Source organism: Flavobacterium sp. P1_E4, from assembly GCF_056405915.1.
Window position 1 is genome coordinate 14183 of the sequence record NZ_JBFUBE010000027.1, and the last position, 20909, is coordinate 35091.

The window sequence follows — 20909 nt, forward strand, 5'->3', positions numbered from 1 at the left end:
TTGAAAATTAGATAAAGGATAATTTATTCCACTGGAGGTTCAAGCTGTTCATTTTTCTTTATTCTCTCAACACCTCTTTCTTTCATCAGTTCCGCTGCATCGAGCATTTTGATTAAATGAATATAAGGTGTAGTAAGGTCGGAGTCAGCATCTAGATCATATGGAGACAATGATAGCTCTGTGATTTCACTTAAGAAATATTCAAACTGTTGAAGTGTTCTCTCTTTAAATGCACTTTGAAGCACCAAAAAAGGATTGTCGTATTCTTCTTTGGTCAGGGAAGAAAGATGGAATACCGTTTCGGAGCGGGAAGACTCTTTCACTTTCCATTTTTTGTCTTTCCCCTTCAGACAGTAACAGACTTTGAGAAAAGTACCTATAGCAGTATAAAAGACAAAAGCATTGCAAGGAGCATCCTGCTTGTAGACTTTTGACTTATAGCAGTGAAGTACAGCTTGACTTAAATTCTGTTTATAATAATCAAGATGTGCAAAGTCAAAAATGGCGTCAAATGCCTCAAACGGATTTCCTGCCACAAACCCTGCCCAAAATCTTGTTTCGAAGGAGATTTTATTCTTTTTCATAATTTCATATTTTAGGTTCATTATCCGCTTTCTCATTTCTATTTTCCTGATCATTCAAAATCTCCAAATACAGTGTATGGAGTTTATCCAGTCCTTCCGCTTCAGCGCAAGGCAGAAGCTGCAAAGCAATTTCCAAAACGCTCGTAAGATGAAAAGTGGGATCCTCGATTTGGCTGGAATTATCAAGGCCGGAATTCTCCAGCGTATGCAGGGCTATTTTCAGCAGATCCTGTACAGTGTAAATCAAATGCGTGTAGCGTTTAAATTTTATGTCGGCATAAAAAATGCCTTCTCTGCTTTTGTGAGGGGTAAGGGTTCTGAAAAAGAAACTGTCTTTCAGTTCCTTGATAAAATCATCAGTCCTTTTGTTTTCAGTTGTTTCCATAATTGCTAATTATTAGTTTTCTCAGTTTCACTTTCAATTTGCGTTAATCTATCAAGTTCTTTTTGGATTAAAACAGCCACTTGATTCTTAAATTTACAGCATCTTTGTTCCAGTAACTCGTAGTATAAATAATCAACATCATTAGCTTTATTAAAGCGTAAGGCACTTGGCTGCTGCTTAAGTAATTTAAATAGGAATCGATCTTCCTCAGTTTTACGGGGAAAAAAATCCGTAGTTATAGTAGTGAAGTATGTGCAGAGATTAAATAAATGGTCTAATGAAAAGTGAGTAGGAGTGTAGCCCATAAAAACACAAATCAAAGACAAACAAGTTTGTTCCACAATTTGATGAAGACCAGACATTTTTACTTCATAAGCAGAATCTATTTCATCATCATTATAAACCCAGCCCCAAATAGTGGAAATATTATTCTGCCTATTTGCTGCATAAAGCGATGTGGATTTTAGATTTCTTTTTGGAGTTCCATTAGTAATTAGATACGGACGTTTGTCTGTATCTTGAAATAAAAGCGCTGCGTTTTGCATGATGCTCCAAAAAAAGTACTGCTGGTCGTCGTACATTTTTTTAAGACTATGCACATGGTGTATAAGAAGTGTAGCAGTTATGCGTCCCTGCGTTTTTGTTTTTATTTTATCACAAATATCATTGGTCGCATTCTCTCTGGTTTCTTCTACAAAAACCAGGAGATACAAATGAATGTGCTCTTCTTGTTTTACAGTATCCTGAAAAGGAGTGTGGAAAGACTGAGTCTGCTTTTTTTCTCCAAAACAATAAATCCCTCTAGTACATATACTTTCTATAATAATAGTGCTGACTAGGTATAATTCTGAATTGTCAATTATTTTCATATTTTTACTTTTTTAGTTAGAGTAGCCAGCGGGTTAGCTTTGGTAAAGTTGGGAATGTGTAAAGGGATAATCTATTCGCTATACGGATATAATATCTGACAAAAGGGATATTTTACAAGGATATTTTTTTATCTTTGAAATACAGACTTTTTAATCCAAATGGCTTTATCTTTGAGCCTGCAGAAAATTGACACTCATTATGGAACAAAAAATACATCAGGGAAGAAACGTAAAACGTTTTAGAGAAATGCTTAACATAAAGCAGGAGGCATTAGCTTATGATCTGGGAGACGACTGGAATCAGAAGAAAATTTCAATGCTGGAGCAAAAAGATGTAATTGAAGATAACCTGCTGAAACAAATCTCAGCAGTATTAAAAATTCCTGTGGAAGCTTTTCAGAATTTTGATGAAGAGCAGGCTGTAAATGTAATTGCAAATACTTTTGGTAATAATGGTATTGGATATCAGAGAAATGATAATCCTACTTTTAATCCTATAGAGCAAGTCCTAAAGATGCACGAAGAAAAAATTGCATTATACGAGCGTATGCTAAAAGAAAAAGATGAAATGATGGCAAGGCTTGAAAAATTAATCAATAAATAATCATTTATAAAGATATATTAATTTCACAAAGAGACTTTCGAGTCTCTTTTTTGTTTTGGAATATTATTTTACGGGTGCGAAGTCAGGAGACATTCGCATAGCTTCAAAGGTCCCTTCGTAAAGCGGTTTTATTACTCTTTCTATAAGTGCAGAAAGCTATCACTCCTTTGCAGATGAAGGCGCTCTTTGAGTACCTTTAATCTTAAAAAAAATATCTCTTAGATTATCAGTCTGTTAATTTTATTTTTATTATTTTTACATCACGCTGAAATCGGAAGCGTGCCGCTCATCACTGCGAAGCTGTATCAGTACCGGGATACTTATAAACTCATTGCGAAACTAATTTCTCGTTTCGAAAGATGGATGATGGGCGACATTTTTTGGCGGGACTTAATTTCACAATGAAAAAGAACACGACTAGCCACACAGATGGACAATTAAAACGTCAGGCTAAGAAAATCAAAAAAGAACAGAACATTACCCACACACAGGCGTTGGACATAGCGGCCATACAGGCTGGATTTACCAATTTCAAAAACTTCCAGAACAGTCTGAATAAGACGGGCGCTGCAAAAAAACAAAGCGACGCACAATTTCCTCAGGAGAAACCCCGGCATGCAATTTCAAAAATTTCGAACCCGCATCGTAATCTGCTGGTAGCTGGAGTAAACGATCTTCTTAATAAGAAGCTTATAATATTAGAAAGTCCCGACTCACAAAACACAAGAAATGATCAGGGACATGTTTTTACTGAAATTTTCGGATTCCCTTCCGTTGTAAAATGGCGCGATATTGGGTTTGGAGAACTTGAAATTTCTGTCTGGTGGAAATATGACCACAGCAGACATCCTCAAGCAGAGCTGGAAGGAAACAGACGTGAGAATTTCAATAGTACAACTCCTCTTGCACGAAAAGAACTTTATAAAAATTTTGTCGGAGTGACCGCTACTGGCTGGCTGGAAAGGGAAAAAGGAAAACACCTGATGGGAAAAGATAGTGAAAGACTTGTGGGAATCTATACGCGAAAAGGAGAAAAATCAGCACTGGAGAAAATGACAGTGCAGATTCCATTGGGTTTTGAAGCGGAAGGAAAGTTTTATTTTTAAACCAAATACATAAAAAGCCTGCTTATGTGCAGGCTTTTTATTTTATATGTTTCTGATTTTCTTCCATTCTGCTGTGTATATAAAAATTAGGGTACGTTTTTATATATACCCGATCGAGGTGGATTTGTAATCCATGCCCGCAAAGTATACCTTAACAGATTAAAAAAAGAAAATCTAGTTTCTATTAATATAGGAACGGGAACGGAAAAAATTTGATTGCTATCGTTGAGCATATCCGAGCGATCGTGGTTATATAAATTTTTAAATCTGTTTTATAAATGCTGCTAAATCATTCCATTCGTTAGGTTGATTATTTACATCAATAAAAGGTATCAATTCGTAAATTCTGTTCTCAATTGTGCTGTCAATTTCTATACCTAATTCAGTAACAATTTTTGTCAGAATAATTTCGACATCATCTTTATTACATATATGATCTATTAATCCTGTTTTAAATTGTTCTTTACAATAAATTCTATATGAATTTGAAAGGTTTGTTCCATTATAAACTTTAGAAATTTCTAGACTACTTTTTAAGTTTGCTTTTCTTGCATCAATTTGTCCTTGAACACTATTACAAAATAATATATCATTATCCATAAAAGCTGTTTTCTCCAATACATATTCTGCATATTTTTCATCTATAACATTATCAATTTCTGAAATTGTTTTAATAATTCCTTTCGAATGGGTATAAGTAGATAATATTTTCGATAAAGCGTTCTTATCCTTTAGAATTGAAGATTCAATTGTATATGTATTCCAAATGAATGTCGAAAGTCCAGTTTTTCTTTTCAGTGCTTCCTTCAAACTTCCCTTTTGAAGATCTGTAGTATAATCAGAATCAACGATAATAGAACATTTATTCCACAGCGCTGAAATATTGCCTATTCCGCTGAAAAAAACTTTGTAATGTTTAATTTTACTAATTAAATTATCAAGTCCATCAAATGCCCAAAAAACACAGTCAATATTGATATTATTGATTTCCATTATTTTTCTTATATAATCACTGTCGTCACATCCTTCAACAAAAAATATTTTGTCCGCCTCTAGAGCATTTAATATATCTAATGAAGTTTCCGCTCCAATTTTGTGCATTATATGAGAATGGTATGATGGCGATATACCTGATTTTTTTGCAGTTAATGTTTGATTGTATATTGGATGATATTCTGTTAGTGATTTACTTGAAACATCTTCTTCAATAAAAAATATATTTTTAGGATTTGTACTTCTTATGAGAGCTTCATTATGAGTTGTTATAAAAAATTGTATTTGGCTATTAGCTAACTCCTTGATAAGTCTTTTTTGTATGTCTCTATGAATATGGCTATCCGGTTCGTCTAAAAGAATTACGTTCAAATCTTTTTTGACTTCAAAAAGATGAAGCAAAATTTCCATAATTTGTATTGTTCCACTGCCAAGCAATGAAATGTTTTTATATCCTTTCTGTTTTATGCTGACCTCAATTGAAATATTTATATCGATTTGGATATCTCCAATAATTCTAAATTCAATAGAATTATTATCATTAAATACAATTTGAGATAACATTGTTTTGTAAATCTGAAATTCATTGGCTGACTGAAATAAATTAAACAGTCTATTTCTAAAAAAAAGGACCGATTGCCTAGTTTTAACCCCTTCTTTAATTTTCGGAGGTAATGAAAACTCTTCCATGGTTGGTAATGTTGCAATTGGGGAAGAAAAGAAACAGCCAATAGGATTCGGTAATAAATTAAAAATTCTATTAAATTTCTGAAAATCAAATCGATCATGCTCTTTTAAAACAATATTATAATTATTTCCAGTTACTGCATTTATAACGAAACCAATTTCAATTTTGTCAGTATTGTTTTCTACTATCGCTGATATTGTGATTTTGTTACTAGTCTTTAAATCATAAAAAATATCTTTATATCCCGAAGTTCTTACTGAATTAAACTTACGATAATCGAAATAATTACCGTTCTTATGAGAAAACCGAAAATCATTCTGACTTATTAAAAGTTTATTATTCCCTTTTTGTGCTTTTGATATTAGATAGCCAAAAAGCTCATTCCATAATGAGATTGCTTCTAGAATTGTAGTTTTGCCACTATTATTAATACCTGTTATTACATTTAAATCTTTTTCACAGTTTAATTTAAATTTTCGGTAGCCTCGAAAATTATCAATATAGAATGACTTTATATGCATCTTCATTATTTTCTTAAATAATTAATAGTTTAGGAATTAAATTTAAGGGCTTATTGAATAGACGTGACATTATAAATTATTCAGGAAATAATTCTAAGTTCCCTAATCCATTTTTTTCTGTCTTTCTAATATTTGATAGTAATAACTAAAAGGTTTATTATATTTAATAATTTGTCTTTTTGGTTTTTTATCTTTTATAATTTCTGGTTCTTCTACTTGTTTAAGTAATTTATAATACAACTTGCTTCTATTTCGATCTAGATGCTTTATCTGTATAATTGAATGTTTATTGAAATTCAGTAGTTTAAATCCATTTTTCCAACACATATCTGTTGAAACTTCATTAAAATTATCCATACCAATACGTCCAACGGACATGCCAATTAGCCTATTTATTGCTGATTCTGTTGCAGTTCCTTTTGACTTACGCATTCCATTTTCAATTKCATTTTTTATTTCTTTAATTACTGCCTTTTGTTTTTGCAATTCTTTTTCAAATGATCTTTTTCTGACTCTAATTTCGCCCAAGAAATTAATCTCATATCCAACAAAACCAATCCAAGGAAAGGAGTTTTCTCCTATTTCACCCCATTTGTATGGCCCTTTTGATTTTCCTTTCCAGAAAGGTTTATAATTTATTTCATTGTCTTTTATTTCCATTAATTCATTTTCGGATTTAAAATTATGAGGAAAGAGTTTTAATTCATTTAAAGCGTTCTCATATATTTCTTTTGCAGAAGTGCATTCTTGTAAATCCTCTGAAATGATAATCATATCATCACAAAATCTTTGGTATAAGAAAGTCTTACCACTTAAAAGAGTATCAGCGTAATTAAGATATATATTGGCAATTAGACCAGAAAGTGCTCCTCCCTGTGGAACGCCAACTCTTTCAATTGTTATATCTGAATAATGATCTGAAACAACATTACCTATCCAAGAGAATTCGCCTTTGGGAATTCTGTATGAATTCCAATATTTTATATCTGAGGATTTTGGAACATTTATATTAAATGCGAAACAATCTAAATAAGTTTCAAAAATGTGTATCGAATTATCAAGATTTAATTCAGGATAAAGGATTTTTGACTTTGTAATAAGGTCGGTAAATAATGATTTTACAATTTTATGATTTACTGTATCATAAAATTTTTTCATGTCGCATTCGGCAATGTATAAGTCAGTTCCCTTATTTGCATTTCTAAATTTGAGTATATCATTTATACAATCATGATGGGATAATATTATGTTTTCTGAGTTTTTTTTAGATCTGAAAGCAAAAGAACTATCTTGAAAATGTTCATCAAATAATTGAGTCAAAAATTTATTTGTAGCACTTAGAATTATTCTTTCTTTCAAACTAAATATGCATATTGGCCTACATTCATTGACTGCACCTTCATCTAATTTTTCTTTTAATTTTTCTTTTAATTTTGGAAAAATGACTGGTTTTGTAATGGAAAATGACTTATTTTTAGATAATTCTAAAGTTTCATAAATGAACTTTTGTAAATCTAAATACCATTGCTCCTTTAAATCTTTTTTACTATGAACTTTAATTGTCTTTAACAACGAATAAAAATTTTTATCGTTTGATGTTAAAAATTCATTTCTCGAATTGGATTTTCTTCTTGAATTTTCACCAAGGTTAATCCATTTTTTTCTTGGAGGTAAGATTGTTCTCAAAAACACCGTTAAATCACACTGATATTGTTCAAAATCATTGTTGGGAGTTTTATTTGACTTTAAATGATAATTGTAATTAGAAGAGGAAGTTAATAGATGAAGTAAATGTTTTTTTGATTTACTTTTAGCAAGCTTCACACGAATTTTACATATTTGTCTTAAGATCTCGTTTTCTGTAAAATAATTTTCAAATTGTCTCATACATTAAAAAAAATGGGGTCTCCTGTAACGTGATTTCTCACGTATGACTATTGATACTGATACTGATACATATTTGTATTTAGTCTCTTTTAAACTCTCTGGCAGTGCTTTACCGTTAATGAGAAGTGATATTCGCGAATAGAAATTAATCCTCCACCTTCGGTACCCCATTTTTTTGTTTTTTTGTATGATAGCCTCTTTGGTTTGCTAAATAAACTATACTATTAAAATTTACATTTCCTTTTCTTGTTTCATAACAGTTGTTTAAAAAATTAGTACAACTTATTTCATTATATTTTGTCCCATCTAATACACTTAATTTTAAAAAGTAATTCAATCCGATATCATAAGTAAATGAATTAGCTATAGCCATTGCAACTTTACACCATTCACTGTATGAAAATGTGATACTCGATCCTTTTTTTGATAAATATCTTATAATATCGGTCATTATTTTTCTATCGAATTGATCATTTCTTTCATATGGATTATAAAGCTTGTCTTTTGTACTTACAATTTTTAATTCTGTCTCTTTATTACCCTTAGTTTTTGTCAAAACAATAAGATCATCACTTTTTACACTAAAGTTGGTAAATGTTTCTTTTATGATTAATTCTTCGTCATATGACATAAAACAAAGTCTAGTAATGTCACTACCACTTTTATCCAGTTCAATATTGTATTGTTCTAAAAAATGCTCTGATAGTTTTTTAAATGCACTTTTATGCAATCTATCTAAATCATTTTCATTTTCTTCGACTATATATTCAACTGAAACCAGACCTTTAAAACCTTTATTAGAAGGTGAACGCCAAAATGAAATTACATATTCATCATTTAAAAGTTGTTTATAATTTTCTATTAGCTGTTCTGAATTAAGCTTATCAATATCAATAACGATTAAAGAGTTGTATGTTTTTAATTTATTAAACGATCTGTTTAAATTAAAAGTTCCGCTAAAAGTCACTGCAGGCAACTGTTTCTTATAATTATCATAATATTCTTTATCACCTTCTTCAAGTTTTTTTCTTAATCGAAAGATTTGAACTTTATGTTTTTCTGATTTTATTTCATTTAAAATTATTTCAATTTTAGGCTCAATAGAAATTGCAGACCATGTATTTGCTTGATATGATACATTTAAGTCTAAAATTTCATTTATAGCCCTCATGATTTCCTAAAATTAGTTGATCTGTTTATGAAAATTATTTTTAACTAAATAGTAAAACAAATATTGCAATTTAATTCTTATATCCATTACGTAAACCATAATTTTTTATAATATTTATTTTACACTAGTTTATTTGTTACAAACTTTTAGTACTTACATGAGTATAAACCCACTATAACTGATCTGCAATCCTCTCCCACAAAGATTAGCAATTTCAGTTTTATAAAAAAAGCTACACGAATTATTTTCTTGCAGCTTTTTTTGTATGTTAATTTTATGGCTTATTACTGCGGGCATAGATTATAGCGTCAGTACACTTCGTTAGTGTATAAATCTGCCTGTCTTACTAAGAAACTTTTTTTTACCCAATAGCGCGGATTTGCAATCCGTGCCCACAAAGATTAGTAATTTCAATTTTATAAATGAAACAAGGAGTTTTTTTGGTTTTAAAACAAAAATTCTCTCAAAAACAACAACAGTCACCATTATTCAATTCATTAATAAAAATCTAAATCTAAATAGAAACATCAACAACTTAAAAGTTAACATTGTCTAAATGCAATACGAGTTTATATTTTGATATAAATCATGTATTTTGTATTTATATTATGTTATTTTTGAAAGAATTTTAAACCTAAATCATATGAAGTTAAATTGCCTACTAGGTCTTTTTCTGTTTTCCCTCTTTACTTTGAATGCACAAAGCATTTCAACAGAATTAGTAGAGTACCAGGTTTTACGAGAACCAAAAATTAGTATCGACGCCAATTCACGTCAGTATTCAGTAACAGTTACTTCGCCTTACAATTTGACAAGTGATGAAGTTTATGCCCAATCTAAAGTTGATTTTCAAACCGAATTAAAGAATTTTGATAAGGTAACTGCGGATAGTGAAAACGAGTTTAAACAAAAAATAGCAGATTACGAAGCTGATGTAGCAAAAGCCAATGCTAAATATAAATCAGAGTCTGAAGAATTTAAAAAACTTACTTTATTAGAGCGTTTAACGCTACAGGATAAAAATCAAAATCCTAGACTTGTTCTTCCAAACAGACCGATTTATGTAGCGCCGCTAAAACCGGTTTATCACGAACCAAACCTTCAAAACTTTGTTATTATTGACAATAATGTTTTAGCTTCTCAGGTAAACATTGACGGTTTTACTAAAGACGGAAATTATTTGACTATTTTATTAGATATCAAAAAAACTAATTTTCAGGATAATTCAGGACAAACGTATGCCAATCAGCCTACAACACTTATTGTAAAGCAAAATGGGCAAGAAAAAATAAATAAAATCTTTTTTCAGGAATATAAATACATTAGTTCGTCTCCAACGAACAATATCAATAAACCTCGTGAAGAACAACAACATTTGAAAAAAGTCGTAGCTTTTATCAATGATTATTTAAATGAAACATTTGCTTTTAAAACAATCCGATATAGTGTAAGACTTCAGAGTGTTAAAAACAAAGGGCAATATGATGATTTGGAAAAAGCAGATATTTATGTTTCAACTAATTTGAAAAAACTTAGCCCTGAAAATCCGCAAATTAATGCCGCAGCTTTTACCGGAATGCAAAAAGGAATTGATATTTGGAGAGAAACCTTAACTAAGATTGATTTTAAAGATCCAAAAGCAGAATTTAATGCAAAAATTGCAAAGTTTATTTACTTCAATTTAATGAATTTAAATTTAGCATTAGATAAAAAACCTGAAGCAGAAAAAGTACTTAATGAGATGCAGGAAAATTTAATTTACATCAAGTTAAATTCAAGCGAGGAAACCGAATTAAAAGCCATTGAAAAGCAAATTTATAAAACGACTTAAAAACTACTATTATGAGAACAACAATACTTGCACTCCTTTTTTTACTGCTAAGCAATTCTGGATTTAGCCAGATTAGTAAAGAATACGGAACTAAATTTGACTACGATTCACGAGAAATAGATTTTAAAGTAGTTTTGGTTGATAACTACAATCATTACATGTCTTCTATAATAAATGTGGACGGAGGAATGCAGTCAAGCAACAAAATTATTATTAGAAAATTTGATCAAAAAAATCAGTTAGTTGAGACCTTTACAGAAGAATTCCCATATAAAGACGCAATTACGCTTCATAATTACGTTGGAAGTTATGAGCTTGGAAAAGAGAAGCTTATAGTTTTAACGGATTGTTATTCAAATAAAACAAAAAAGAAAGAAATTCATCAAATTACATTTGATAAAAAAACGGGTTTATTTGATAAAAAAGTAATCGCCGAATATACTTTTGAAAGCCTTTCAAAATCTGGAACTACTTATGCAATGGTTTCACAAAACAAAAACTATTTCGGAATTGTTTACAGTAAATTTGCAAATAAGAAAATTGCAGAAGAACATCAATGTACTATTATAGATGGAAGAACAGGAGATTTACTTTGGCAAAAAGACGTTTCCTTTCCGTTATTATCATTTACAGACAATGTAGTTTTAAGCGATAGCGGAAAAGTGATTTTCGTCAGAACAACTAAAGAAACTGGATCTCAAAACGTATTGGCCATAGCAGACGGAAATACTGTTGAAAACAAAGATTTTGGCAAAGAAGATGTGAAGATTAAGAAACCGCTTTCTTTTTCAGTAGGTCCCAACGAGTATCTGATCGCATTTAATAATTATGCACACGGAATAAATCGCGGCGAATTTGATAAAGTTCTTGTTTATGATCTAAATGCTGGTACGGTCTTAAAAAATAATCCTATAGAAAGTTTAAGAAATATTAAAGATTTAAAGAAAGTTAATTTCAATACTTTGTCGATACAAAATGATGAAATTAACTTATTTGTAGACTGTGACTTTCAAAGCGGAACAAAACCGGATCCTACCTTTCCAAATTCTACGTTCAAAGTTCCTGAATATTCAAACGGTCACCCAAGTTTGCTGATATTTAATATGAGTGGGGAACTGACAAGAACTGTAGATTATGATGTAAGACCAACCAGAGAAGGTTATAAATCAATTGGTGTTCAAAACATTAAAGGGAATTATTTTCTAAATACACATGTAAACGGACAATATGAGGTTCCTGGAATTTACCGATTAAATAACGGTTCGATTGACAACAATCTTAAAATAAAATCTTTAGACGATGATGGAACAATAATTACAGGTTTTGCGAATTATTTACCAGAAGCTAAAAGATTAATTTTGGCGAAAACAGAAGGCAATAAACAAATGGTCTTTATCAATCTTTTGAATATTCAGCTGTAAAAAATTAACTCAAAATAAAATTACTTTTATAATAGAAAGGCACTTGTTTACAGCAAGTGCCTTTTTTTATATTTATGCTTTCTGGCAGGACAGTAATTACTTTGAAGTATCGTTGCTGCGGGTATCACCGTTGTGAAGTTTTATACTTGTTAAACAAGTTGTGCACACAAGGGAGATACTCGCACTACCGGAGCTTAATGGTTTTATCACTTGTCCGATAGCGAATAGGCGAAGCAAATCACGCACTATCGTACTCAAAGATATATCCCTTCAATCTGGGTTGATTACAGCTATATTTTTTTTGCATAATACTCCCAAACAGTCTTTGTAATATCTGCGATTATTTTTTCGGTGTCTTCTTTTGTTTCAGTAATATTTTTTAGATAAATCGAAAGAATAAAATGTTTACCGTTGGGAAGTTTTACAATACCAACATCATTCAATGCAACCCGCAAATTTTCGTCATTAGTTCCTGAAATTCCCGTTCTGTGTGCCAATTCGGTGTTTTCGGGAAGTCCTGCTTTCATCCAAGTAACTCCTCGTGACGTTTCTACCATTATTTGGTACAGGTATTTTGTGGTGGCATTTTCCAGGACTTCGCCTTTATAAAATTTTTCAAGCAAAGCGGTTGTTGCCAAAGGTGTTGTAGTGTTTACATACAGATTTTCCCAGCTTGCCATTTGCTGTTCATTCACTTTTATCGTAAAATCCTTAATGCCTTGTTCATTAATGAATTTTTGAACCGTTTTAGTCCCACCAATAATTTTCAAAAGGATATCGCAGCCATTATTATCGCTGTGCGAAACAGTATATCGTAGCAATTGATCCAAGGTCAAATTGATATTTCCATCGGGAAATTCGTCCCTCATCGGACTCCAGGTATCCGGAAGCAAATCTTCTTTTTTGATGAAAAATTGCTGCTCTAATTTTAAATTTCCTTTATCGACCTGATCTAAAATCGTCAACGCAATGTGAAATTTAAAAACACTCATCATCGGAGCCTCTAAATTGCCATGGATGCTTAAGGTGTCTTTATCCTCAATTCCTTTGATGGAAATTCCGACAGTAGCATTTTTTGTGGAAATTATTTGGGCTATCTTTTTTCGAAGTTCCGCCGAAGTCTGTGCAAATGCCTGCACCGAAATAAGAGCAATACTCAGCAGCAATAGTATTTTTTTCATACAAGAGTTTTATTTTAAAAGGTTACTTTGTTTGATAATTTTTCTGATTTCCTGCTCAAAATAATAAGCAATGTCAAAATTTTCGTTCGCTTGATTTTCCATAACAATCACGCTGGTCTTCGTTTTGGGATAATATAAATTAGCAGCTGTAAATCCTTCGCCTGGATGAAAACCGGTGTGCCCAATTTCCATTATGCTGTCTTTATCGTTTATTCGCAATCCATAACCATATCCAATAGGGTTGTAGCTAAAAAGGGTATGCGTATTGGTGATGGAATAACTAGTCATCATTTTATAAGTGGCAGGTTTTAGTAATTTGCCATTGTGCAGACATTCGTTCCATTTTGCTAAATCAGGTGCTGTGACAATTAAATGGCTTCCAAAATAATTATGAATGTCAAAATTTAATTTTTCATTCAATTTATAAGTGCCGTCTTTTTTTACGGTGTGTCCTTTTGTCAAAAAATTATTATTGCTCTCGTTAGGATAGTAACTGTCATTCATTTTACATTTTTTGAATAAGGCAGTTACTAATTCCTCGAAACTTTTGTGGCTTTGCTTTTCAAGAACCTGTCCAGCCACATAATAGCCAATATTCGAATAACTAAAAGCTGTTCCTGGTTTAAATTTTAAAGGTTTGTCGATGTCTTCACTATTCAAACCCGATGTGTTGTTAAGCAGCTGGTGAACAGTAATTGTATCTGCCCAGGAATATTTGAAATCGGGTAAATAGTTGCGGATAGGTGTCTGCAGATCAATTGTTCCTTTTTCTACTTCCTGCAGGATAAGCACAGCCGTAAATTGTTTGGCTATTGACATTGTAGAAAATTTATCAGAAATTTTTAATGGTGTTTTTTTATTGAAATCAGAATAGCCGTAGGCTTTTGCATATTTCGTTTTCCCATCTTGCTTTATATAAACAACGCCGTTAAAACTTCTTGGGTTTACTGCTTGAATTAAGCTGTCAATTTTGGTTGCATAGCCGTCTTTTTCTTGCCCAAAAGAGTTACATGAAATGAGTGCTATTGTAATGGCAATACAGCTTAATCTGAAAAAATGTTTCATTTAAAATACTAGGAATTATTTAATGGATTGGAGACTTAAATTAAGGTTTAATTTCCTACGAATATAAGAATAATCTTTACTGCATACTATGTATAACTCTTTTGGATTCAATTATTTTTCAACACATTTGATCGAATGATGAAACAGCACGAGACAAAGTCATAGATACTGTATGAAAAAGCCTTGTAATCTATTTTTATTGCAAGGTTTTTTAAATTATTTCAATTAAAGCTGATTTTCTCAACTTTATTTCAGTTGATTATTACAACATTTTCAAAAATTTATGGATGTGATGATAGAATGAGGATAAGTATATGGGAAAGTTTTTGGGTAAAAATTGAGATTAGAGGATTTTAAACAAGTTTGAATTTCTTAACTTTGTATAATGAAAGAGAAGATAATAAGAGAAGTTTCCAAGTTTAATAATGAACTGAAACTGCAGGGGTTTAAAGCATTCCAGATAGAAGATGATGGTGCTGAAACCAGAACTTACAGCAGAAAGGAGTTTTATAAAATCTGCCTGACTACAGGGAAAAGCAAGATTCATTATTCTGATAAGACCTATGAGCAGGAAGGTACAATTCTCTTTTTTGGAAATCCGCACATTCCATATTCATGGGAAACAATTTCCACGACTTATATTGGTTATACTATTTTATTTTCAGAAGAGTTTTTTAAAAACTCCGAGCGTTCTGAAAGTCTGCAGCAATCTTCTTTTTTTAAAATTGGAGGAACACCTGTTTTGAAAATTAAAGAAGATCAAAGAACTTTCCTCAATACTATTTTTCAGAAAATGATTGCGGAACAGGAAAGTGATTATGTTTTTAAAGATGAGCTGATTCGCAATTACATAAGTCTTATTATACACGAATCTTTAAAGATGGAACCTTCTGAAAATTTCGAACAAAATAAGAATGCATCTTCCAGATTGTCATCTGTATTTTTGGAATTACTGGAAAGACAATTTCCAGTTGAAACTACTTCCAATCCACTTCAATTAAGAACAGCACAACATTACGCACAACATTTGAATGTGCATATCAATTACTTAAATCGAGCAGTAAAAGAAGTTACTGGAAAATCGACAACGACTCATATTACCGAGCGGATTATAACAGAAGCGAAAGCTCTCTTACAACATACTGATTGGAGTGTTTCTGAAATCGGTTACGCACTAGGGTTTGATTATCCAACCTACTTTAATAATTTCTTCAAAAAAAACACCGGTACTAATCCTTCCACATTTCGCTTAGCAGAAGTTTGAATTTCTTAATCTTTGGTTTGATAATCGTTACTGCCTTGCTTAAAGCCAGTCTTACCTTTGTATCTGATTATTTAATTCAAATATTATGTCAGATCCAAACCCTATTTCCGATGCTCTACCATTTCAAAAAGATATTTTTGAGAGACTTTTAGCTGGAGAAACCATACTTCCGAACGATTCGCAAATAGGTAGATTGAGAGAGGAAGCATTCGCTGTGAAATCATTACTGACTCAGATGAACAATGCTGTAAATCCTGAAGAAATTACGCAGTTACTAAGCAGGATTTTAGATAAAGAACTTGAGAATGTTGCCGTATTTACACCTATTTACATCAATTGTGGAAAACACATTGCAATTGGTAAAAACGTATTCATCAATTTTGACTGCACTTTTTTGGCATTGGGCGGAATTACCATTGAAGATGACGTTTTAATTGGCCCGAAAGTCAGTCTCATTACTGAAAACCATCCATTAAATCCTGAGGAAAGAAAAGGACTAGCTGGTAAACCAATAGTCATCAAAAAAAATGCATGGATTGGTGCCAATGCTACGATTTTGCCCGGCGTAACAATTGGAGAAAATGCAGTTGTCGCAGCAGGAGCAGTAGTCTCTAAAGATGTTCCCGATAATACCATTGTTGGTGGAATTCCTGCAAAATTCATTAAGAATGTTCAACCTTAAAAGAGATAATTATGAAACTGAAATCTTTAGTAACAGTTATCGCTATTCTTTTCGCCTTTTCTTTTTGTAATGCAAGTTGTAGCAATGACGATGAAACAGTACCAAGACAAAATAATGAGAATGGAAATAATAATACTTCAACAACCAAAATGAAAATTACAATTGGTACAGCAGTTTTTACAGCAACATTGTATAACAACCCAAGTGCAGCTGCATTGAAAGCAATGCTTCCACTTACCATAGATATGACCGAACTAAATGGCAATGAAAAGTACTATGATTTTCCTATTCCGTTTCCAACAAATGCTTCAGTTGGAGGAGATATAAAAGTTGGCGATTTAACGCTTTACGGAAACAATGTGCTGGTGCTTTTTTATAAAAGTTTCAACACCTCCTATAGTTATACAAAACTCGGGTATATTGATAATCCAGCAGGACTTGCTACTGCATTGGGTATCGGAAATATAGTCGTGAAATTTGAAAATAATTAAAATCAAATCATTATGAAAAATATAATATTGAAAATAACTCAAAATAAAATGAAAAAGGCATTCGCAATAGCAATATTCTTCCTGATAACAGGGCAAATATTTGCGCAAAAAGTAAAATCAAATTTAGAAAAAATGAATACATCAAAAGAACATTATACATTCCAACTTAGTGACAAAGTAATACGTCAAAAAGTGAGCTTCAAAAACCGTTACGGCATTTCATTAAGCGGCGATTTATACCTTCCGAAAAATGCAGGAAACGAAAAATTGCCAGCATTAGCCATCAGCGGACCGTTTGGAGCTGTGAAACAACAATCATCTGGATTATATGCCAACCAAATGGCAGAACGTGGTTTTATAGCTTTAGCTTTTGACCCATCTTATACAGGAGAAAGCGGAGGCGAACCACGAAATCTAGCATCTCCGGAAATTAATACAGAAGATTTCAGCGCTGCGGTTGATTTTTTAGGATTACAAGAAAAGGTGGATAGAAATAAAATTGGTATTATCGGGATTTGTGGTTTTGGAGGTTTTGCTTTAAATGCAACTGCTATTGATAAACGAGTAAAAGCTGTTGCTGCCACAAGTTTGTATGATATGACTAGAGTAATGTCTAAAGGCTATAATGATTCTGTAACTCCGGAACAAAGAACCAAAACATTGGAAGCTTTGGGTAAGCAACGTTGGAAAGATGCCGAAAACGGAAAACCAGCAGATAGTCCAAGAAATTTACCGGAAAAATTGAAAGGGGATGAACCGCAGTTTGTAAAAGAATATTTTGATTATTACAGAACACCGCGTGGTTTTCATGCTAACTCAGTGAATTCTAACGGAGCGTGGCTGGTAACCAATCCGATATCTTTTATGAATATGCCAATACTAGCTTATGTAAAAGAAATTTCGCCAAGACCAATGCTTTTAATCGTAGGAGAAAATGCGCACTCAAGATATTTTAGCGAAGATATTTTTAAAGTAGCAAATGAACCAAAAGAATTAATAATTATCCCAAATGCAGTTCACGTTGATTTGTATGACAAAGTAGATGTGATTCCTTTCGATAAGTTAAAAAGTTTCTTCAATGATAATTTGAAATAATATATCGGATGGCGATTTGACACAAAGCCAAATAGCAGCTGTTACATCAAATTAACAAACCTCTAAAGTCATTTGATTTTAGAGGTTTTTTGGGTTCAACCCCGATAGCGCGGATTTGCAATCCGTGCCCACAAAGATTAGTAATTTCAATTTTATAAAAAGAACTATAGAAATTATTTTCTGGTATTTTATTTATGAGCTGGTTCAAAAAGTCCAATAAGATTATCGGAAGGGGCTATTAGCAGTATTTGAGAACCTCCAGGGCCGGTAATAATCTCATTCCATTATTTTAATTGAAGGACAGCATTTTGTTAATCGGTGGGATATCTTTTTTTTAAGAACACATTAATACAGTGGTTGATGCAATATTATAAATATTTATTTTAAAAATTTAAAGTTGTTTAATTATAGTATAAATGATTCAATGGCTTTTGACTTTTAAGGTTTCTTAACTTAAGTGTCGTTTTTTAACCCATGATTTCTGATGTAATTTTAATTTGAGATTTACCTACTAAAAAAGCCGTTTTTTAACTTAAAAAATTGTTGTTATGGATGATAAACACTTTTATTAATGATAATACCTGAATTATTTAAGGTTTACATAATTTTTGGCAAAAAAATTACCACGTAATTGTTTTATTATTAGTAGGTTATGTTAATTTTATTATATCAAATGGATTGCTTTTTATGTATTTCGTTTCCTATAAAGAATGTTTTTTATCGTTTATGTTTGATTTTCAACGGTGTATAAAGCTTTTTATTATTATTTGCTTTTTAATTTAATTAGTTTTACACCGTTCACTTTCAAAGTGATTTTGATTATCCCAAGTGATAGTTAAATAATTAACAATAAGCTGGTTATTACTCTTAAATAATATGAATTTTTTGATGATTTAGGGATTATCCAAATAAACCCCATAAGATTCTCGAAGCAATTATTATAAGAATAAGATTTTGTACTTCATTTTTTGAATTTAATCATTTTTGCTGTAAGTCACATTTTCTCTAAAGATGGACTTTCGGTTTCTAATCTAGTTTGCAATTAATTTGTTTTTTAAAGCATTTTCGGAAATTAAAGTTTCCGATTTTAAACAAATTTGTTAGAAAAGAATTTAATTATTGTTCCCCACAATAGAATGTCTTTTTGACGAACATTACTTTATAAATCTATTTTATGAAGTGGATACCTATTCCCTTTTTTAAGTTTCTGTCTGTAAAAGACTGTCACTTTTTATTTTATTTAATAAATTATATCTATGGAACAAAAATTATTGGTTTCTCGAAACCCCAATTTCTACTGATCTTTCCTTATTAATGTTATGGTCTAAAAAACCTCATTAATATGAAAAAAATTATATATTCTAAGATAAAAAGTGTGCAAGAATATTGTTTCACTTTTTCCTGTTGTCTCAAAACAGGCTTCTCGAATTTAAACTTCACGACGCCTTTAAATCGAGTTTTAAAACTTTGGCATACGTATTGGCATCAGAGTCTGGCTTTACCAGTAATTCTTTTAGGAATTTTTATGGCTGGTAATACAACAGTTAGTGCCCAAAATATTAAAGGAATCGTTCCGGTAGCATCACCCGTCGCAGGGGATGGAATTGATGGAGACTTTTGGGCTCATCAACCGATAGGAACAAATTTTGAAAAAGTTGGCGATTTGTTTGATGATCGATATAGCATCGGCAGTCCTGCTTATGATCCCAATAATCCAACTAGTATGCACAATGTCAATCACGGATTGATTGACCCTGTCACTGGTAATGTAACATACAAACCAAATCCTGTTACAGACCCTCCCACTCCGCAGAGTATTCCCGTGACTTATCAAATAAAAGATCGTTACATAGATGACCTTACGATATTCACTTCTTCCAACAAAATAAACGATAATCCTAGTACTTATACCTGGGGAGCAGGTTCATCTCCTAACAAAAATGAAATCCAAAATTGCGGAGCTCATTTTAGTTACGGCGATCCATCTGTTAAAGGTGGCGTAACAAATGCAACCGGCAACTTTATTAGTCCTTCGCCCGCTGGAGGAGTTTCGGGATCAGCAACTGATTTATGGTGTCTATTTGCCGGTGACCGTCAGGTAACCAATGGTAGTAGTTACATCGATTTTGAATTTTTGCAAGCTCCCTTAACTATTATAGGAGCCACTTATGGCCCTCCTGACCCTTTTACAGGTGTAGCTCCAATTTCTGGAGGTAGTGGTGCTTTTCATACTGATGCCCCTGATGCAACTGGTGGACGTACCCCTGGTGACATATTAATCACCATTGAGTTTACTCAAGGTGGTGGTGATGCAAATGTTGTAATTCGACAATGGCAACTAGTAGGTTCAACATATGAGTATGTTACTATTCCTAACACAACTTTTCCAGGATTAATTTTTTGTACCAATAATAATGTAACCACTACGGTTCCATTTGAGGCATTTGGAGTTAATCCAGGTGTTTATGCACCAAATCAATGGGCCGAAGGTGCTATAAACCTTACTCAAGTATTGACTTTTTTGCATAATCCATGTACTTCGATTAGTACCTTGTTTATTAGAACAAGAACTTCTGGTAATTCAGCTCAATCTGAACTGAAAGATTTTCCAGGAGCTCCTATTCAATTGAATTTGAATTTTAAACCAATTGCTGCTGCAGGTGCGGACTTTGCAAAAACTTGTACAAGCAACCCAGATGGAAAAGAAATAGGAGAAACTCCTGAAGCAGGATTCACGTATTTGTGGTCTCCAGCTATAGGATTGAGTGCAACAAATATTGCTAATCCTATTGCTAATCCAACAGTAACCACAACGTATACTATTACTAAAACACTTATCGCTACGGGTTGTAGCGATACCGATGAAGTGACTGTAACAGTAGACAAACCAACAGTAGTGGCTGTAGCGGGTAGTCCTTTTACAAAAACCTGTATCGATAATGCCAATGGAAAACTAATCGGTGAGGCAACCAATGCTGAGTTTACCTATTCATGGTCTCCTGCAATTGGCTTGAGCGCCGTCAATATCAGTAATCCAATGGCAAATCCAACGGTTACCACAACTTACACAG

General features: G+C 32.2%; 16 protein-coding genes and 2 pseudogenes. 10 read left to right on the forward strand and 8 right to left on the reverse strand.

What is annotated here, in order from left to right; genetic code table 11:
- Positions 1–23 precede the first annotated feature (23 nt).
- The 3 genes from AC1DY0_RS17180 to AC1DY0_RS17190 are packed head-to-tail and all read right to left on the reverse strand — an operon-like array spanning position 24 to position 1838.
- Positions 24–584 carry a hypothetical protein gene (locus tag AC1DY0_RS17180; RefSeq protein WP_477189815.1) on the reverse strand — a complete coding sequence of 187 codons (561 nt, stop codon included), beginning with the start codon at positions 582–584 and terminating at the stop codon, positions 24–26.
- Positions 585–588: 4 nt separating this feature from the next.
- Positions 589–969 carry a hypothetical protein gene (locus AC1DY0_RS17185; protein ID WP_477189816.1) on the reverse strand — a complete coding sequence of 127 codons (381 nt, stop codon included), beginning with the start codon at positions 967–969 and terminating at the stop codon, positions 589–591.
- Positions 970–974: 5 nt separating this feature from the next.
- A complete protein-coding gene (locus AC1DY0_RS17190; RefSeq protein ID WP_477189817.1) occupies positions 975–1838 on the reverse strand; it encodes a hypothetical protein in 864 nt (287 codons plus the stop codon).
- A 199-nt stretch (positions 1839–2037) separates the two neighbouring features.
- Here AC1DY0_RS17190 and AC1DY0_RS17195 point away from each other — a divergent pair, with 199 nt between their 5' ends.
- Both AC1DY0_RS17195 and AC1DY0_RS17200 read left to right on the forward strand, forming a co-directional pair.
- Positions 2038–2442 carry a helix-turn-helix domain-containing protein gene (locus tag AC1DY0_RS17195; protein WP_477189818.1) on the forward strand — a complete coding sequence of 135 codons (405 nt, stop codon included), beginning with the start codon at positions 2038–2040 and terminating at the stop codon, positions 2440–2442.
- Positions 2443–2843: 401 nt separating this feature from the next.
- Complete coding sequence (locus AC1DY0_RS17200; protein WP_219318115.1) at positions 2844–3548, forward strand: hypothetical protein; 705 nt, start codon at positions 2844–2846, stop codon at positions 3546–3548.
- 261 nt (positions 3549–3809) lie between these two features.
- On the opposite strand, the gene AC1DY0_RS17205 is transcribed toward AC1DY0_RS17200, so the two are convergent.
- The 3 genes from AC1DY0_RS17205 to AC1DY0_RS17215 all read right to left on the reverse strand — a co-directional run bounded on the left by AC1DY0_RS17205 (position 3810) and on the right by AC1DY0_RS17215 (position 8808).
- A complete protein-coding gene (locus AC1DY0_RS17205) occupies positions 3810–5750 on the reverse strand; it encodes an ATP-dependent nuclease (protein ID WP_219316428.1) in 1941 nt (646 codons plus the stop codon).
- A gap of 102 nt (positions 5751–5852) precedes the next feature.
- Positions 5853–7637 carry a reverse transcriptase domain-containing protein gene (locus AC1DY0_RS17210; RefSeq protein WP_477189819.1) on the reverse strand — a complete coding sequence of 595 codons (1785 nt, stop codon included), beginning with the start codon at positions 7635–7637 and terminating at the stop codon, positions 5853–5855.
- Positions 7638–7782: 145 nt separating this feature from the next.
- A complete protein-coding gene (locus AC1DY0_RS17215) occupies positions 7783–8808 on the reverse strand; it encodes a BT4734/BF3469 family protein (RefSeq protein WP_477189820.1) in 1026 nt (341 codons plus the stop codon).
- A 421-nt stretch (positions 8809–9229) separates the two neighbouring features.
- Here AC1DY0_RS17215 and AC1DY0_RS17220 point away from each other — a divergent pair.
- The 3 genes and pseudogenes from AC1DY0_RS17220 to AC1DY0_RS17230 form a co-directional block, all read left to right on the forward strand.
- Positions 9230–9364 (forward strand): annotated as a pseudogene (locus AC1DY0_RS17220) (IS982 family transposase); the annotation flags it as partial.
- Between the two features lie 87 nt (positions 9365–9451).
- On the forward strand, positions 9452–10639 hold the full coding sequence (locus tag AC1DY0_RS17225) for a hypothetical protein (RefSeq protein ID WP_477189821.1): 1188 nt from the start codon (positions 9452–9454) through the stop codon (positions 10637–10639).
- Positions 10640–10650: 11 nt separating this feature from the next.
- Complete coding sequence (locus tag AC1DY0_RS17230; RefSeq protein ID WP_477189822.1) at positions 10651–12060, forward strand: hypothetical protein; 1410 nt, start codon at positions 10651–10653, stop codon at positions 12058–12060.
- Between the two features lie 290 nt (positions 12061–12350).
- Here the strand turns inward: AC1DY0_RS17230 and bla are convergent, their stop codons facing one another.
- Together bla and AC1DY0_RS17240 are read right to left on the reverse strand one after the other, a co-directional pair.
- The gene (bla, locus tag AC1DY0_RS17235; protein ID WP_477189823.1) at positions 12351–13241 is read right to left on the reverse strand and encodes a class A beta-lactamase, subclass A2; all 891 of its coding nucleotides are present in this window, start codon (positions 13239–13241) and stop codon (positions 12351–12353) included.
- A 9-nt stretch (positions 13242–13250) separates the two neighbouring features.
- Positions 13251–14306 carry a serine hydrolase domain-containing protein gene (locus tag AC1DY0_RS17240; RefSeq protein WP_477189824.1) on the reverse strand — a complete coding sequence of 352 codons (1056 nt, stop codon included), beginning with the start codon at positions 14304–14306 and terminating at the stop codon, positions 13251–13253.
- A 385-nt stretch (positions 14307–14691) separates the two neighbouring features.
- Between AC1DY0_RS17240 and AC1DY0_RS17245 the strand changes: the two genes are divergently transcribed.
- The 5 genes and pseudogenes from AC1DY0_RS17245 to AC1DY0_RS17265 all read left to right on the forward strand — a co-directional run.
- Positions 14692–15570 carry a helix-turn-helix domain-containing protein gene (locus AC1DY0_RS17245; RefSeq protein ID WP_477189825.1) on the forward strand — a complete coding sequence of 293 codons (879 nt, stop codon included), beginning with the start codon at positions 14692–14694 and terminating at the stop codon, positions 15568–15570.
- An 85-nt stretch (positions 15571–15655) separates the two neighbouring features.
- Positions 15656–16252, forward strand: coding sequence for a DapH/DapD/GlmU-related protein (locus AC1DY0_RS17250; protein WP_477189826.1), 597 nt, complete (start codon positions 15656–15658; stop codon positions 16250–16252).
- A gap of 11 nt (positions 16253–16263) precedes the next feature.
- Positions 16264–16743: a cyclophilin-like fold protein gene (locus AC1DY0_RS17255; RefSeq protein ID WP_477189827.1), complete on the forward strand. Its 480-nt coding sequence runs from the start codon at positions 16264–16266 to the stop codon at positions 16741–16743.
- Positions 16744–16755: 12 nt separating this feature from the next.
- Positions 16756–17838, forward strand: coding sequence for an alpha/beta hydrolase (locus tag AC1DY0_RS17260; RefSeq protein WP_477189828.1), 1083 nt, complete (start codon positions 16756–16758; stop codon positions 17836–17838).
- 1342 nt (positions 17839–19180) lie between these two features.
- Positions 19181–20909 (forward strand): annotated as a pseudogene (locus AC1DY0_RS17265) (hypothetical protein); the annotation flags it as partial.